The 15,310-nt window shown below is 48.5% G+C and carries 14 protein-coding genes; 1 reads left to right on the top strand and 13 read right to left on the bottom strand.

Features of this window, described 5'->3' with window-relative positions; translation table 11 throughout:
- Window positions 1-92: 92 nt before the first annotated feature.
- The 12 genes from ftsY to J2T20_RS16175 all read right to left on the bottom strand — a co-directional run bounded on the left by ftsY (window position 93) and on the right by J2T20_RS16175 (window position 12,758).
- Window positions 93-1,094, bottom strand: a complete 1,002-nt coding sequence (ftsY, locus tag J2T20_RS16230; RefSeq protein WP_307590059.1) for a signal recognition particle-docking protein FtsY — start codon at window positions 1,092-1,094, stop codon at window positions 93-95.
- 39 nt (window positions 1,095-1,133) lie between these two features.
- A complete protein-coding gene (smc, locus tag J2T20_RS16225) occupies window positions 1,134-4,703 on the bottom strand; it encodes a chromosome segregation protein SMC (protein ID WP_307590057.1) in 3,570 nt (1,189 codons plus the stop codon).
- 212 nt (window positions 4,704-4,915) lie between these two features.
- Window positions 4,916-5,620 carry a ribonuclease III gene (gene rnc / locus J2T20_RS16220; RefSeq protein ID WP_036655285.1) on the bottom strand — a complete coding sequence of 235 codons (705 nt, stop codon included), beginning with the start codon at window positions 5,618-5,620 and terminating at the stop codon, window positions 4,916-4,918.
- Window positions 5,621-5,633: 13 nt separating this feature from the next.
- Window positions 5,634-6,872, bottom strand: a complete 1,239-nt coding sequence (fabF, locus tag J2T20_RS16215; RefSeq protein WP_307590194.1) for a beta-ketoacyl-ACP synthase II — start codon at window positions 6,870-6,872, stop codon at window positions 5,634-5,636.
- 214 nt (window positions 6,873-7,086) lie between these two features.
- Window positions 7,087-7,320, bottom strand: coding sequence for an acyl carrier protein (acpP, locus tag J2T20_RS16210; protein WP_036655282.1), 234 nt, complete (start codon window positions 7,318-7,320; stop codon window positions 7,087-7,089).
- Window positions 7,321-7,442: 122 nt separating this feature from the next.
- Window positions 7,443-8,192 (bottom strand): 3-oxoacyl-[acyl-carrier-protein] reductase, encoded by a 750-nt coding sequence (gene fabG / locus J2T20_RS16205; RefSeq protein ID WP_307590055.1) that lies wholly within the window; start codon window positions 8,190-8,192, stop codon window positions 7,443-7,445.
- Between the two features lie 56 nt (window positions 8,193-8,248).
- Window positions 8,249-9,172 carry an ACP S-malonyltransferase gene (gene fabD, locus J2T20_RS16200; RefSeq protein WP_307590053.1) on the bottom strand — a complete coding sequence of 308 codons (924 nt, stop codon included), beginning with the start codon at window positions 9,170-9,172 and terminating at the stop codon, window positions 8,249-8,251.
- A gap of 35 nt (window positions 9,173-9,207) precedes the next feature.
- Entirely contained in the window at window positions 9,208-10,200 is a 993-nt protein-coding gene (locus tag J2T20_RS16195; RefSeq protein WP_307590051.1) for a beta-ketoacyl-ACP synthase III, read from the bottom strand.
- A gap of 8 nt (window positions 10,201-10,208) precedes the next feature.
- Window positions 10,209-11,198, bottom strand: a complete 990-nt coding sequence (gene plsX, locus J2T20_RS16190; RefSeq protein WP_307590049.1) for a phosphate acyltransferase PlsX — start codon at window positions 11,196-11,198, stop codon at window positions 10,209-10,211.
- Entirely contained in the window at window positions 11,182-11,778 is a 597-nt protein-coding gene (fapR, locus tag J2T20_RS16185) for a transcription factor FapR (protein ID WP_307590047.1), read from the bottom strand. Before fapR ends, plsX begins: the two co-directional genes overlap by 17 nt.
- Window positions 11,779-12,004: 226 nt before the next feature.
- Complete coding sequence (gene rpmF, locus J2T20_RS16180) at window positions 12,005-12,178, bottom strand: 50S ribosomal protein L32 (protein ID WP_019911234.1); 174 nt, start codon at window positions 12,176-12,178, stop codon at window positions 12,005-12,007.
- 70 nt (window positions 12,179-12,248) lie between these two features.
- Window positions 12,249-12,758, bottom strand: a complete 510-nt coding sequence (locus tag J2T20_RS16175; protein ID WP_307590020.1) for a YceD family protein — start codon at window positions 12,756-12,758, stop codon at window positions 12,249-12,251.
- Window positions 12,759-12,921: 163 nt separating this feature from the next.
- On the opposite strand from J2T20_RS16175, the gene J2T20_RS16170 reads away from it, so the two are divergent.
- On the top strand, window positions 12,922-14,220 hold the full coding sequence (locus J2T20_RS16170; protein ID WP_307590018.1) for a nucleotidyltransferase: 1,299 nt from the start codon (window positions 12,922-12,924) through the stop codon (window positions 14,218-14,220).
- On the opposite strand, the gene J2T20_RS16165 is transcribed toward J2T20_RS16170, so the two are convergent.
- Window positions 14,210-15,247: a SepM family pheromone-processing serine protease gene (locus tag J2T20_RS16165; RefSeq protein ID WP_307590192.1), complete on the bottom strand. Its 1,038-nt coding sequence runs from the start codon at window positions 15,245-15,247 to the stop codon at window positions 14,210-14,212. The two genes, J2T20_RS16170 and J2T20_RS16165, sit on opposite strands and share 11 nt — an antisense overlap.
- Between the last annotated feature and the right edge of the window lie 63 nt (window positions 15,248-15,310).

Below are 15,310 nucleotides of genomic sequence, written 5' to 3'. Positions count from 1 at the left end.
TATGTATGTTTATAGTAAGGATGGACATAGCAAAACGCCGGTAGTTTCACCGGCGTCATGTTGTAGTTCTCAGCTGTTATAGCGCTATTGTGTTATTGTTTCTCTTGATCCTCAGCTAATTCCTCGTCAATTAATCCCGCAAACAAAGCATGAACAAATTGCTGGGAATCAAAAGGCTGTAAATCCTCCATTTTTTCACCTAAACCTACCATCTTCACAGGAATGTTCAATTCCTGACGGATCGCTACCACAATTCCGCCTTTAGCCGTTCCATCCAGTTTAGTCAGAACCAAACCGGTAACTCCACTCTTTTCCCCGAAAAGCTTGGCTTGACTGAGTGCGTTTTGTCCTGTTGTTGCATCCAGAACCATGAGAACCTCGTGTGGAGCGCTCGGGATCTCCCGTTGAATTACGCGAAAGATCTTATTCAGCTCTTCCATAAGATTGTTCTTATTCTGCAATCGACCAGCGGTGTCACAGATTAAGACGTCAACGCCTCGCTGCTTGGCAGCTTGTACCGCATCAAACATCACAGCGGCTGGGTCAGATCCGGATTGCTGCTTGATCACATCTACACCGGCCCGAGCTCCCCATACCTCAAGCTGCTCAATCGCTCCGGCGCGGAAAGTATCTCCTGCGGCCAAAAGCACCTTTTTGCCTTCTTGCTTGTAACGGTGAGCCAGCTTGCCAATAGTAGTCGTCTTACCGACACCATTCACACCCACGAACAGAATGACAGTGATTCCATCCTTGTTCTCATTGAGAGAGTTATCATCATCTCCACGCAGCAATTCCATTAACTTACGGGACAATATGGGCTGCAGTTCGCTAGCATCTTCAATCCGCTGCTTCTTCACCTCAGCACGTAACTCTTCGACGAGCTTCATTACCGTATTCACTCCAACGTCAGCACCAATTAAGATTTCTTCCAGTTCCTCGTAGAATTCTTCATCAATTTTCTTACGGCGGATAATCAGATCCGATACCTTTTCAACGAAGCCTTTACGTGTTTTTTCTAACCCGTCGCGGAACTGTTTTGTCACGCTTTCCGTTTTTCCTGAAATACTCTCTTTTATCTTTTTAAAGAAGCTCATAATCGTTCCCTCCACTCCAAAAAAATCAATTATAATACACTATGCAATCTCTGCTTCATCATCCTCAAGCCGTACGGAGACGAGCTTCGATACACCGCCTTCTTCCATAGTTACCCCATACAGAACATCCGCTTCTTCCATAGTCCCTTTACGGTGCGTAACCACGATGAATTGCGTTTGTTCAGAAAACTCACGCAAATATTGGGCAAAACGAACCACATTCGCCTCATCGAGCGCCGCTTCTACTTCATCAAGCACACAGAACGGAACCGGCTTCACCTGCAAGATAGCAAACAACAAGGCCATGGCCGTAAGCGCCCGTTCTCCACCGGATAACAGCTGCAGGTTTTGCAGCTTTTTGCCCGGAGGCTGAGCGACAATATCAATACCGGTATCCAGCATATTGTCTGGATCCAGCAGCATAAGATCCGCTCTGCCACCGCCAAACAGCTTGGAGAATACCGTCCCAAATTCGCGGCGGATAGCATCAAATGTCTGCTTAAAGCGTTTGGACATTTCTTCTTCCATTTCACGGATAACGTGATACAACGTTGTTTTAGCTTCTACCAAGTCATTCTTCTGCTCACTGAGGAAAGTAAAACGCTCATGTACACGCTGGTACTCCTCTATAGCACCGAGATTGACCTCGCCGAGCGCGGAGATACTGCGTTTCAACCTTTGAACGTCTGCTTGAGCCGCAGGAACATCCTCAGGAACAGGATATCTTTGCTTGGCTAATTCATAGCTCAATTCGTAATCATCGCTGAGCTTGCGCAAAATATTATCCAGCTCCACGTCCAGTCTCCCTACAGATACTTCTGTACTGCGCAGCCGGTCTTCAACGGATCTCAAAGCTTGACGTTGATCCTTTGTTTCGCCTTCTTCCAATTCCAGCTTGCGTGACAGTGCAGCTCTTTCTGCCCGACTATAGTCAAGAGTGCTGGCCGTTCCTTCTTTTTTGAGAAGATAACTGTTCAAGTCTTCCTTCTGCTTAACCGCCTCAGCAGCATTGGTTGCCAGATCCTGTTCAATCGTATTCAACAGATTGCGGCTCTGACGAAGCTCCTTATCCTGCGACCCCGCATCCTGACGCATACGCCGCAGCTGTTCTTCCAGTGAAAAGATCTCCTGATCCAGCTTGCCCTCAGCAACCATCATGCTAGTTAGCTTGCCCTGGAGCTCTTCTTTCTCATTTTCACTGGCCTTCCGTGCGGATTCAGCATTTCGGATATCTTCGTGCGCTTTTTTCTCTTCACTTTCCAGACGCGCAAGCTCTGCAACTGCCTGAGAGCGTGCTTCTTCAAGTCCGCGAACTTCACTCTCGAAGCCGCTACGTGCCAATCCTGCGCTTTCGACTTGTTCAAGAACGTGACGAAGTTCCTGTTCAAGCTGCTTCAGATCTCCGGTTACCCGCTGCTCTTCGAGGCGTTTCTCATCCCCGTCACGACGCAGTTGTTCCATCTTCTCTGCAGCGCTCTCTTGTTCTTCACGAAGCTTGACCATTCCTTGCTTCAGCTTAGCGATTTGACGTTCACTCTCTGCAATTTCACTACTCAGTTGATCCAGCTGGCGTTTACGGCTTAAAAGACTATTATTCTTCTTGTGTTGGCTACCGCCGGTCATCGAACCCCCAGCATTAACAACATCGCCTTCCAGTGTGACAACCCGGAACCTGTACTGGCATCTCGCAGCTATCTTATTCGCTTGCTCCAGACTTTCCGCAATAACAACATTGCCCAGCAAACTGCCTATAATACCCGAATATTTATCTTCATAACTAACGAGTTCTGAACCAATACCTACAAAACCGTCCGCACCTTCAACCAATCCCCGATCACTACCGGTAATCTGTCTAGGACGAATAACGTCCAACGGAAGGAAGGTAGCTCGTCCTAGCTGACGCTGCTTCAAGAAAGCAATCGCTTGCCGGGATACGGACTCGTTATCCATAACTACATGCTGTAGAGCTGCCCCTAATGCCGTTTCTACCGCCATCTCCAGTTTTTCCGGAACGGCAATCAATTCGGCAACTGCACCATGTACACCTTGAAGCTGACCTTTGCGCGAACCCTTTAAGACTTCCTTAACGCCTAGCATGAAGCCGTCAAAGTCATCCTGCATTTCCTTCATGGTCTCATGCCGGGACACCTGTGCTTCCCGCTTCTGTTCCCACTTGCGGAGACCTGACTGGGTTTCTTCCAATAGTTTTTGCCGGGTACTTGATTGTCCGCTTTCTGTGATATAGCCGTTACGTAATTCACTAAGCTCTTGACCCAATAAAGTGATCTTGTCCTTAAGTGACTTCTGGGCAGCTAACAGCTCCGCTTGACGCAATGTCCATTTGTCGCCTTCTTCTTCGCTGCGGCTCATTCTTCGTTCGAGGGTTTCCTTCTGCTGATCTGCATAACGAATTTCATTACGCGCCTGGGCCATGAGATTCATAAGCTCTAAGAGCGCACTCTTCAGCTTCTCTTCACGGCTTTGGCTAATTCCGTCTGCTACGCCTTCTAATCGGGTCTCTTCCTGAGCTAATTGTTCCCTAAGCATCTTCAATGCTGATTGTGACTGCTCAAGTTTGGACTCCAGTTCCGTTAGCTCCCGCAGCCGATCTGCTGACCGTTCCCCAACAGAGCCGAGAGTCTGCAGCAGTTGCTCCCGATTATTCTCCAGATTTCGCCGACGTTCTTTCAGCAGCTCTCCATAGCCCTCGCTTTTCTCGTAGGACTCACTGTATCGCAGCAACTCTTCCTGCAGCTTCTCAATTTGTTCCTCAAGCTGACGCAGGGCAGATCTGCCGCTTTCCAGTTTGGCATCATGAGCAGATACCACCGTTGACAGCTCCAGCTGTTCATTACGCAGAGTTTCAAGTTGAGCGTTGCCCGACTGCCACGCGGTATGAATGCCTTCAATCTGATGAACATATACCGAAATCTCCTGGTGCTTCAGCTGTTCACGCAGCTCCTTGTATCGGACTGCTTTCTCGGATTGCTCCTTCAACGGTCCTACCTGATCCTCAAGCTCTGTTATGAGATCATGAATACGAAGCAGGTTCTGCTCCGTATCATCCAGCTTGCGCCCGGCCTCTTTTTTACGTGATTTATATTTTACAATCCCGGAGGCCTCTTCAAATATACCTCGCCGGTCCTCAGAGCGGGTACTCAGTATTTCTTCGATCCGTCCTTGTCCAATAATGGAATAAGCTTCACGCCCGATACCCGTATCCATAAACAGCTCTGTGATATCTTTCAGACGGCAGGATTGTTTATTGATCAAATATTCACTATCTCCACTTCGATGAACACGACGAGTCACAGTCACTTCACTAAAATCAAGTGGCAATGCATGATCCTCATTATCCAATGTCAGTGAGACTTCACCATAATTCACCGCTTTACGGGAATCGCTTCCGGCAAAAATAATATCCTCCATTTTGCCGCCCCGCAGCGACTTGGCGCTTTGTTCGCCGAGTACCCAGCGTATGCCGTCAGAAATATTGCTTTTGCCGCTGCCATTAGGCCCTACTACTGCTGTAATGCCGCGCACAAATTCCATTTCCGTTTTGTCGGCAAATGATTTAAAGCCTGCTAGCTCGATCCGTTTTAAAAACATAACTCGTCACTCACCTCTGACCACATTATACCATAGCGTTAAGTCTCATTGGCATGCAAGAAAGCACAGTGTTATCTGCCATTTGTATGCATTTAATCTAGGCTTACTCATTTAAAAAAAGAGCAGCAGCAGTCAAGATTCCGCCCATACGCCGGCACCTTGACCATTGTTGCTCTTCTCTTCAATCCTTCTGCCTTAACTATCATATGTTCTCAAACTCCATCTTCCTTCAGGTGCAATAACGCCGCAGCAGCCGCCTGCTGTTCAGCTTCTTTCTTCGATCGACCGCTGCCGCGTCCTAAAGAACGACTAGCCATATACACCTCTGACACGAATTCACGCTCGTGCGCGGGTCCTCGTTCTTCAATGATCCGGTATTCCAGAGTACCCAAGCCGTGATGCTGAACCAGCTCCTGCAGCTCTGTCTTGAAATCAGTCATCTGCATTTGCAGCTTACCGTCCGTTTCTACAAGCGGGAATACATGGTTGTTCAGGAACCTGCGTGCTGCTTCCAGACCCTGATCCAGATAAAGCGCTCCCACGAAAGATTCGAACACATCAGCTAGCAGGGCAGGGCGGGTACGTCCGCCCGTTAGTTCTTCCCCTTTGCCCAGCAGTACATATTGGCCGAAACCCAACGTTTCAGCGAATTTGACCAATGAGGGCTCGCACACAATGGCAGCCCGCAGCTTGGTTAATTCGCCTTCCGGGCGATCCGGTAACAGATTGTACAAATATTCAGAAACCGTTAGCTCCAGGACAGCGTCACCTAGAAACTCTAAGCGTTCATTGTCCTGATGCTGGTTAAAACGGTGTTCGTTCACATAAGATGCATGGGTAAAGGCCTGCTTCAGCAACACAGAATCGTGAAATTGGATTTGAAGTTGAATTTGTAATTGCTTCAGATCTCCATTCAAAAGCACGGTCCCCTTACTGAATAAATTTTTTCAAAATAACAGTTGCGTTATGTCCCCCAAAGCCAAAGGAGTTGGACATCACAATGTTCAAGTCTGCTTTACGCGGAACATTCGGAACATAATCAAGGTCACACTCCGGATCCTGGTTGTCCAAGTTGATCGTTGGTGCGATCATACCCTTTTGCAACGACAATCCACAGATGATGGCTTCCACACCGCCTGCTGCTCCAAGTAAATGTCCTGTCATAGACTTTGTGGAGCTAATGGCTACTTTGTACGCATGATCGCCCAGCGCCTTCTTAACGGCAGTCGTTTCTGATCTGTCGCCTACAGGTGTTGAAGTTCCGTGCGCATTAATATAATCGATCTCTTCTGGAGCAATTCCAGCATCTCGAATGGCCATCTTCATACAACGTGCAGCTCCATCCGGATCTGGTTCTGTCATGTGATGAGCATCACCACTAAGACCATATCCAATAACCTCGGCATAAATTCGCGCACCGCGTTTCACCGCGTGTTCCAGCGATTCCAGCACCAGAATACCGGCACCTTCTCCCATTACAAAACCGTCACGGTCAACGTCAAACGGACGACTGGCCTTTTCAGGCTCCTCATTGCGTGTTGACATGGCTCTCATTGCACAGAATCCTGCCATACCTGTAGGACGAATCGTTGCTTCTGCTCCACCGCAGATCATAGCGTCTGCATCTCCGCGTTGGATAAAACGATAGGATTCGCCAATGGAATGACTTCCTGTTGCACAGGCCGTTACTTGTGTTGTGTTAGGACCTTTAGCGCCCAGGTTAATGGACAGTTGGCCAGAACCCATATTCGCAATCATCATTGGAATGAAGAACGGGCTGACACGCTTAGGACCCTTTTCCAAAAGCAGATTATGCTGGTCTTCCCAAGTTCCAAGTCCACCGATACCAGAACCGACCGATACTCCGATTCTCTCCGCATCAATATCTTCACCGATCGTAAGACCGCTGTCTTTCAAGGCTTCTTCACCAGCAGCAACTGCGAACTGTACAAAACGGTCCATCTTGCGGGCTTCCTTGCGTCCGAAACGCTCCTCGGCATCAAAATCCTTAACGGAAGATGCGATTCGTGTTGTATAGTCGCTGACATCGAAGGCTTCAACTAAGGATACGCCAGACTTCCCATTCATCAGGTTGTCCCAAAACGTTTCCAAATCTTTACCCAGCGAAGTCACCACTCCCATACCTGTAACAACCACTCTATGACTCAATGACATTCACCCCACCTATAAGCTTTAAATTCTTATACTTAAATTGTTGTGTAAAGTACTACTATATAATATTCAGTCACCACGTTATCCTAGCTGACCGCGGTTCTGTTATTTCCCCTAGAAAGGTGCGCGAACGCACCTCTTGGTATATCGGTATCACTGTAAAAATGTGGAGAAAGCCCCGCCCTTGCAGGTACGGGACTTTAATCACAACTTAGGTATGAGATTGTACATACTTCACAACTTCACCTACGGTAGTAATCTTCTCTGCATCTTCATCAGAGATTTCCATATCGAATTCATCTTCCAATTCCATAACCAATTCTACTACATCAAGAGAATCAGCACCTAAATCATCTTTGAAAGACGCTTCTAATGTTACCTCAGCTTCATCGGCGCCTAAGCGGTCGATGACAATGCGTGTTACACGCTCCAATACATCGGACATCCGGTTCACCTCCTCCTTTGGTATTATACGAGATATGGGGTCAAAATACCATAGAGCGTAAAAAACGCTTTCTAGCTAACCTCAACCCCTGTTAAATCCCGCTTAAATCACAGCAATAATAATTACATGTACATGCCGCCATCCACGTGAAGTGTCTGGCCGGTCATGTAGGCGGCTCCGTCAGAAGCAAGGAACACGGCTGACATTGCAATATCTTCCGGGCGCCCTAATCTGGCCAAAGGAATCCCCTGTACCAGTCCGGCGCGAACTTCCTCGGACAACTCACGCGTCATATCGGTATCGATAAAGCCAGGAGCAATACAATTCACTGTAATGCCGCGTGAAGATAGTTCACGAGCCGCCGATTTGGTTAAACCGATAATCCCCGCTTTAGCTGCCGAATAGTTCGACTGACCCGGATTACCTGTTACACCTACAACAGAGGAAATGTTGATAATACGGCCATAACGCTGCTTCATCATAGGGCGTGTGACAGACTTCAAACAATTAAACACGCCTTTCAGATTAGTCTCGATAACCTGATCAAATTCTTCCTCTTTCATACGCATAATTAGATTATCACGGGTAATTCCGGCGTTATTTACGAGTATGTCGATTCGGCCCCAAGCATTCAAGGTCTCTTTTACGAGATTCTCCGCCTGATCACTTTTACCGACATTTCCCCGAAGTGCGATACCCTCCGAGCCAAGCTCCACAATACGCGCTACGGTTTCCTGTGCTGCTTCTTCACTGCCGGCATAGTTAACGGCTACCTTAACACCGTGCTTGGCCAATTCCAAAGCAATACTACGGCCAATGCCGCGGGAAGCTCCGGTAACAAGAGCCGTTTGGCCCCGTAATCCTGAGAACATTGTTTAATCCCCTTTCATAATCATGTCTATAGTAACTAGACATCGAGCTTCAAGCCCTACAAAGCCGTTTGGGCACTTTCCAGACTGTTGATGTTGATCAGCTTAACACTTTTGTCAATTTTGCGTATAAGGCCCGTAAGGACGCTTCCGGAGCCAATCTCAACAAAAGTGTCCACACCGTTAGCAATCAACCACTCTACACTATCCTGCCACAATACAGGTGAATAGACCTGACGCACCAGAAGCTCACGAATCTCTTCAGGATTAGTGACCGGTGCTGCCGTTACATTCACCACAACAGGTACTGCAGGCGCATGGAAGGTTACTTTCTTAAGCTCTTCTGCAAGGCGATCCGCCGCTTCCTTCATCAATGAGGAATGAAAGGGTCCGCTGACTTCAAGCGGAATGGCGCGTTTGCCGCCAGCTTCTTTCACACGCGACACGACACCGTTAACACCGTCCTGTGAACCGGAGACCACGATTTGACCGGGGCAGTTGACGTTAGCCAATTCCACGGGACCGCTGGTCTCGGAAACACTACGGCATAACTCAGCAAGTGCTTCCCGCTCCGCACCCAGAACAGCAGCCATCGCTCCTCCGCCGCCCGGTACAGCTTCCTCCATAAAGCGGCCGCGCAGACGCACAAGACTCACCGCGTCCTCGTAAGACAGCACCCCAGCCGCTACAAGCGCACTATATTCACCCAGACTGTGACCAGCCACATAATCCGGTTTAATCCCGAGATCGTGCAAAGCTGTTAAATAAGCTGTACTTGTTGTGAGCAGTGCCGGTTGTGTGTTTACCGTTTGTTTCAAATCACCTTCAGGTCCTTCAAAGATAAGGGTGCTCAGTGGAAAACCGAGTACTTCATCACCCTTCTCAAATACCGCACGGCACTGCGGCAATGCATCAAAAATATCCTTACCCATGCCGACTGCTTGAGCCCCTTGCCCGGGAAAGACAAATGCTATTTTACCCATGACTATATATTCCCCTTTGCTGCAAGTGAGTTATTCTACCAGATCAGTACAGTGGCGCCCCAAGTGAGTCCGCCGCCGAAGCCAACCATCAGAATGGTGTCGCCTTCCTTCGTGCGACCCTGTTCCACTGCTTCAACCAGTGCAAGCGGAATGGAAGCTGCCGAAGTGTTGGCGTATTTGTCCACATTGATTACGCATTTTTCCGGAGAAAGATTAAGCCGCTGCATAGCGGATTGAATAATGCGAATGTTCGCTTGGTGAGGTACAAACAAATCAATATCTTCTTTACCGATACCGGCTTTCGTAAGCACTTTCTCGGTTGCCGTACCCATAACCCGGACTGCGAACTTAAATACTTCGGTGCCGTTCATGTTTATGTAGTGCTTCTTACCTTCAACAGTCTCCTGAGAAGCAGGGAGACGTGATCCACCGGCTTCTACTTTTAGGAGGTTACCGCCAGCACCTTCAGCTCCGAGATCAAAGGACTGAAATCCGCGTCCTTCCGGCACTTCACCAATGACGACAGCCCCAGCACCGTCGCCGAATAGAACACAGGTGTTGCGGTCGGTGTAGTCAGTAATACGCGACAAAGTATCCGCACCGATGATTAGCGCGTTTCTGTACATGCCGTTTTGGATAAAGCCAACTGCAGTCGCCAGACCGTATACAAAGCCCGAGCAGGCTGCGGACAAGTCAAACGCAGCAGCCCCCTTTGCTCCCAGCTTATCTTGCAGGATGCAGGCTGTAGAAGGAACCGTACTATCAGGTGTAACTGTCGCTATAATAATAAGATCCAAATCCTCAGGTTTCATACCTGCAGACTCCAACGCTTTGAGCGAAGCTTCATAACAAAGATCAGAGGTCGCTTCATGTGGAGCTGCGATATGGCGTTCCCGAATACCAGTTCGGCTTACTATCCATTCATCATTTGTATCCACCATTTTTTCTAGATCAGCATTGGTTAAAATTCGCTCAGGCACGTATTTTCCTGTACCGATGATACCAACCGGTATTAATTGTTGTTTCATATTGTCACTCACTTCCCGCTAATTTCCTTGGATATGCTTGCTACCAGGTTTGCTTGAAGCGCAATTCGCGCTTGTCTGACCGCATTTTTAACGGCATTGCCGTCTGAGGAACCGTGACCCTTCACTACTAAACCGCTAAGCCCAAGCAGTGGCGCTCCTCCATGCTCTTTGTAATCCATCTTGCCCTTTAAAGCTCTTAGTTGAGGCATAAGCATTGCTGCACCAAGCTTTGTCTTAAGCGACATACTGAATTGTTCTTTCAGCAAAGCAAACATTGCTCCGGCGGTACCTTCCAGCGTCTTAAGCAGAATGTTGCCTGCAAAGCCGTCACATACCAGTACATCACAGTTACCTGTCAGTACATCCCGGGCTTCTACATTACCGACAAAATGAATGCCCGGCAAAGCTTCCAAAAGCGGGTAGGCTTCCTTAGTCAGCTCATTGCCCTTACCAGGCTCCGTGCCGACGTTAAGCAATCCCACACGAGGTTTGGCTATGCCATGCACCTTATTACGGTAGATGCTGCCCATCAGCGCATATTGTGCCAAGTGCTGGGGCTTTGCATCCATATTAGCACCCAGATCAAGTGCCAGCACGCCTACGTCATCCAGTGTCGGAATCATCGGGGATAGAGCCGGACGTTCTATCCCCTCCATTCTGCCGACAATAAGTAATCCCGTCGTCATCAAGGCGCCCGTATTTCCGGAGGATATCATCGCATCCGCCTCACCTTCACGTACCATACGTCCGGCGACAACCATGGATGAATCCTTCTTACGGCGTACCGCCTTTACAGGTTCTTCATCTGAACTGATAACATCCCCTGCATGACGCACCGTCACATTAGACGGTTTATTCTTTAGAAGCGGCTCTAATCTTGCTTCGTCACCGACGAGCACAATATGTGTATCTTTCCATTCCGCGGCCGCGGACAACGCACCCTCTACGTTGCATTCAGGAGCGTTGTCCCCGCCCATGGCATCAATGACGATCCGCACTTCGCTCTCCCCCTTCGCTGTATTCTTCTATTGCAGACCGATAGACTATAAAATGGCCCTGAAATACCATTTCCTCACCAACATATGTAAATACGTCTACCTCCGCCTTACCTTTACGGCCCGCAAGTGTGCGAACATAGGCTTTGGAGATGCATTTCTCTCCCAGACGGACCATACGTACGAAACGAATGTCGGCAGAAGCCGTCAGAGCAATCTCAGCATCGATCACGGCTACCGCAAGCGAATTGGCTTGAGCGAACACATAGTGCCCCCGGGCAATGCCGTTTCTGGAGAATACATGCTCCTCACGCATTTCAAATATGGATATTCCGCTCTTGTCGAGCTGTAAATCTACTATATCACCAATAACTTCATCTGCTGGCAGGGAACGTACCTGATCATAGGAATGCTCCGCCATTTGTTTCATACGTTCACGCAGCTCTGGAATGCCAAGCTCCATCCGATCCAACCGAATCGTCTGAATACTGACCTTCAACTGCCGGGTCAACTCACGATCCGTAACAAAAGGATTACCCTCAATGATTAGCAGCAGATGCTGCTGACGCTCTTTTTTGGACACCCGCTCGATAGCGGTTCACCTCCTGGCCCATACTGAATTGGCCGCAGATGGCCGCTGCCGCCCAAGTTATAAGATCAGATTAATTATTTTAGAACCAGGTACTAATATGTAGTATAAAGCATGCCGTGTCAAAAATAAAGCATTGACACCACTTCGCCTAGAAAATGAATAAAGTTGACAAAAAAAATAGCACCTCACCAATGATGAAGTACTACTTTTACTAAAACTATTGTTTGATGATTTCTCTAGCTTTGTAAGTTCCGCAAACTTTGCATACGTGGTGAGCCAATTTAAGCTCTCCGCATTGTTCACATTTCACCATGCCCGGCACAACCAACTTAAAGTGGGTGCGACGTTTGTCACGGCGAGTCTTGGATGTTCTCCGTTGAGGTACTGCCATTTGTGATACACCTCCTAATTAATTTCTGTTTCAACCCGCGCAAACGGCGGGATGTCGGTCTCATTCATGCTCATTTGAAAAAGTTTTTCAACCCAGCGAGTCGAGGATCGATCACTGTGTTGTCGCAACTGCAGGTGCCTTCGTTCAAGTTCTGTCCGCATTTCTGACAAAGACCAAGACAGTCTGCCTTGCACAATACCGCATCCGGTAAGTGCAGTACGAAATTTTCTTCCACGTACGGGATAAGGTCCACACTCTCATCCTTGATGTAAATGAGTTCATCATCTCCATCTTCTGGAAGAACCGGCTGCTTAAGCCACTTGAAAGTCTCAGCGAAAGGAATGTTCAAAACACTCTTGACCTCATTGAGACAGCGTGAACATAACATGTCCACATCTCCACTCAGCTTCCCCACCACGTTCACACAATCGGTACCCGCGGGCAGCGCTTTAAGTTCCACTGAGAGCGGTGCAACAGCCAGAATATCCTTGCGCCCTTTGACAACCTTACTTACATCCACAGTCTCATGGATTTGTTGAGGCTCGTCGGCATTCGCTAATTTGCGAAAGTGAATTTCCATTACCATATCACTCCAAACAAACAAAATTTATTATACCTATCAAAGCAGAGCTTTGTCAACCATTTTCCCTTTATATTGTTTCAGATAAGGGTGCAATTTATGATATAACTAATAATAAATAATTAAAACACTCTATTATCAGCATAAAAGGAGCGAATCCACTGTGACCACTCTAGGAATTATAGCAGAATATAATCCTTTACATAACGGGCATGTCCATCATTTCATGGAATCCAAAAAACTGGCCGGCGCAGAAAGCACCATTGTGATCATGAGTGGGCCTTTCACACAGCGTGGAGAACCGGCGGCGGTGAGTAAGTATGCTCGAACTGAAATGGCGCTTCACATGGGAGCCGATGTCGTCATTGAGCTTCCCGTGGCTTACGCGGTACAACCCGCCGAATGGTTCGCATTCGGTGCAGTTTCACTGCTGGAAGCAACGGGTGTTGTGGACAGCCTTTGTTTTGGCTCCGAAGCGGGGGCCCTGGAGCAACTGCTCCCTTTAGCTGACTATCTTGCTGAAGAAAGCAGCGAGCTGCAGAGTGCCATTCGCCACAGATTGTCACTCGGCGAGAGTTTCCCCGCCGCTTTCAGCGCTGCAACCGCTTCTATGTGGAGCGAGAATCTACGTGGGCAGCAGCCCGCCCAGATGAGCAGCCCATTAGACCACTCTGAAGTCTTCAGCCCTTTAGAGTCTACTGGCTCAGATTCTATAGGAGAGTTACTTCGCCAGCCAAACAACAGCTTAGGGCTCCATTACCTCATCGCTCTGCGGCGGCTTCACAGCCAGATTAAGCCTTTGACCGTACCACGTACAGGCGCCGGATTCCATGACCCCTTACAGACAGACTCAGCTATTGCCAGTGCGACTGCAATCCGTTCACTGCTTCAAGAAGGGGGTGCTCCCAACTCCTTCATGCCGGATTACAGCTTACGCATTATGGAACGGGAAAAAGCCGCCGGCCGCGGCCCCATCACTTTAGAGAACTTCTCCATTACGCTACGCCACCTGCTCTCCACACATACCTCTGCGGAGCTGGAGACTTTTCAGGACATGAATGAGGGACTGGAGAATAGACTGCTGCGTGTTATGACGGAGCTAGATCACTTCAGTGTGTCCAGTCTGCTGGATGTTCTAAAGAGTAAACGCTACACGCGGACACGGCTTCAGCGTATGCTGGTGCATACGCTGCTGAATCATCCCAAGAATGAATTCTCTCCTTCCATTCTGGGACAAGGCCCAGGATATATCCGCGTGCTTGGTTTTAGAGAGAGCGGCAGGCCGCTTTTGAAAAAGATGAAAAAAAGCGCCACCCTCCCGATTGTTATGCGGCCCGCACTTTGCTCTCATCCCCAGTTGGTACGCGACCTGCAGGCCTCTGCCGCGTATGCAGGCGCCTTTCGCTCTCCGCTACGGAGCGATTTGTACCGCGATTATTTAGAGCCGCCGGTCAGGGTTTGACCGGAAGGCTTTTCATATAATCCAGTGCATCGCTCAATGCGGATACAGAAACCAGCTTCATTGTAGTACCAATTTTGTCCGCTTTTGCCTTTGCTTCCTTATAGTTGCCAGCAGGTACGAAGAAAATTTCCGCTTTTTCACGGTCTGCAGCCACAATTTTGTGCTTCACGCCCCCGATGGGACCCACTTTCCCCTCCGGATCAATGGTACCCGTGCCTGCTACCTTGTACCCTTTTGTCAAATCCCCGGGGGTCAGCTGGCTTAAGATTTCCATAGTAAACATTAACCCTGCTGAGGGTCCGCCTACATCCTTTACTGTGAAGCTCACCTTTTTGCCGGATTCCTTCGCTTCCACCTTCTGCACCGCTGCAATTATGACCCCAAGTCCCGGACGCCCTGCGGCATCTTTGCTGTCTTTAACTTCAATTAGCTGGACTTCCTCTGTCAGCTTTTTACCGTCCCGCAGCAAAGTAACAGTAACCTTATCGCCGATACTTTTGGCAGCCAGCAGAGAGGTCAAAGCTTCCGAATCCGGCATTCTGTTACCGGCAACACTGATAATCCTGTCTCCCGGCTGAAATTGCACACGGTTCCCTTCAGCAGGGACGGAGTAAACAAATAAATAATCCGGTTCATTCTTATAAGGAATGTCTGCAGCATGGTAGGCTGCCTGCACAGCATAGGATTGGGAACTGTCCATGTTAAAAACTTGGACCGCTGCATATTCTTCCTCACTTTTTTCTCCAAGTCTCGTCTCTTTCGGGACAACTTCCGCATTGGAATTAAACACAGAGGCAACTAACAGAGCTACATTAGCATAGCTCGCGGACACCGTAGTCATCATGAACGTTCCCTTTTCAGCAGCATCCCCGTTTTCCACCTTAATTAAAGGGGCTACTTCTGATGCGCTTCCGGGTTGATACACGATATATGGCGTTCCCATAAACACAAATACATAAGTAAGCACAATTAGCGTAAACAAGTATACTGTGGTGCGAAAACCTGTCCGCTGTCTCATCTGTTTCACCATTTGTCCCTTCTTTCCTGTGACACTCTAGCTTTGCAGACTTCTTAATGTGATTCGATGTTC

Origin of the sequence: Paenibacillus wynnii (assembly GCF_030812855.1) — a bacterium.
Classification (GTDB): domain Bacteria; phylum Bacillota; class Bacilli; order Paenibacillales; family Paenibacillaceae; genus Paenibacillus_AQ; species Paenibacillus_AQ wynnii_A.
This window is presented reverse-complemented; position numbering and strand designations above follow the sequence as displayed.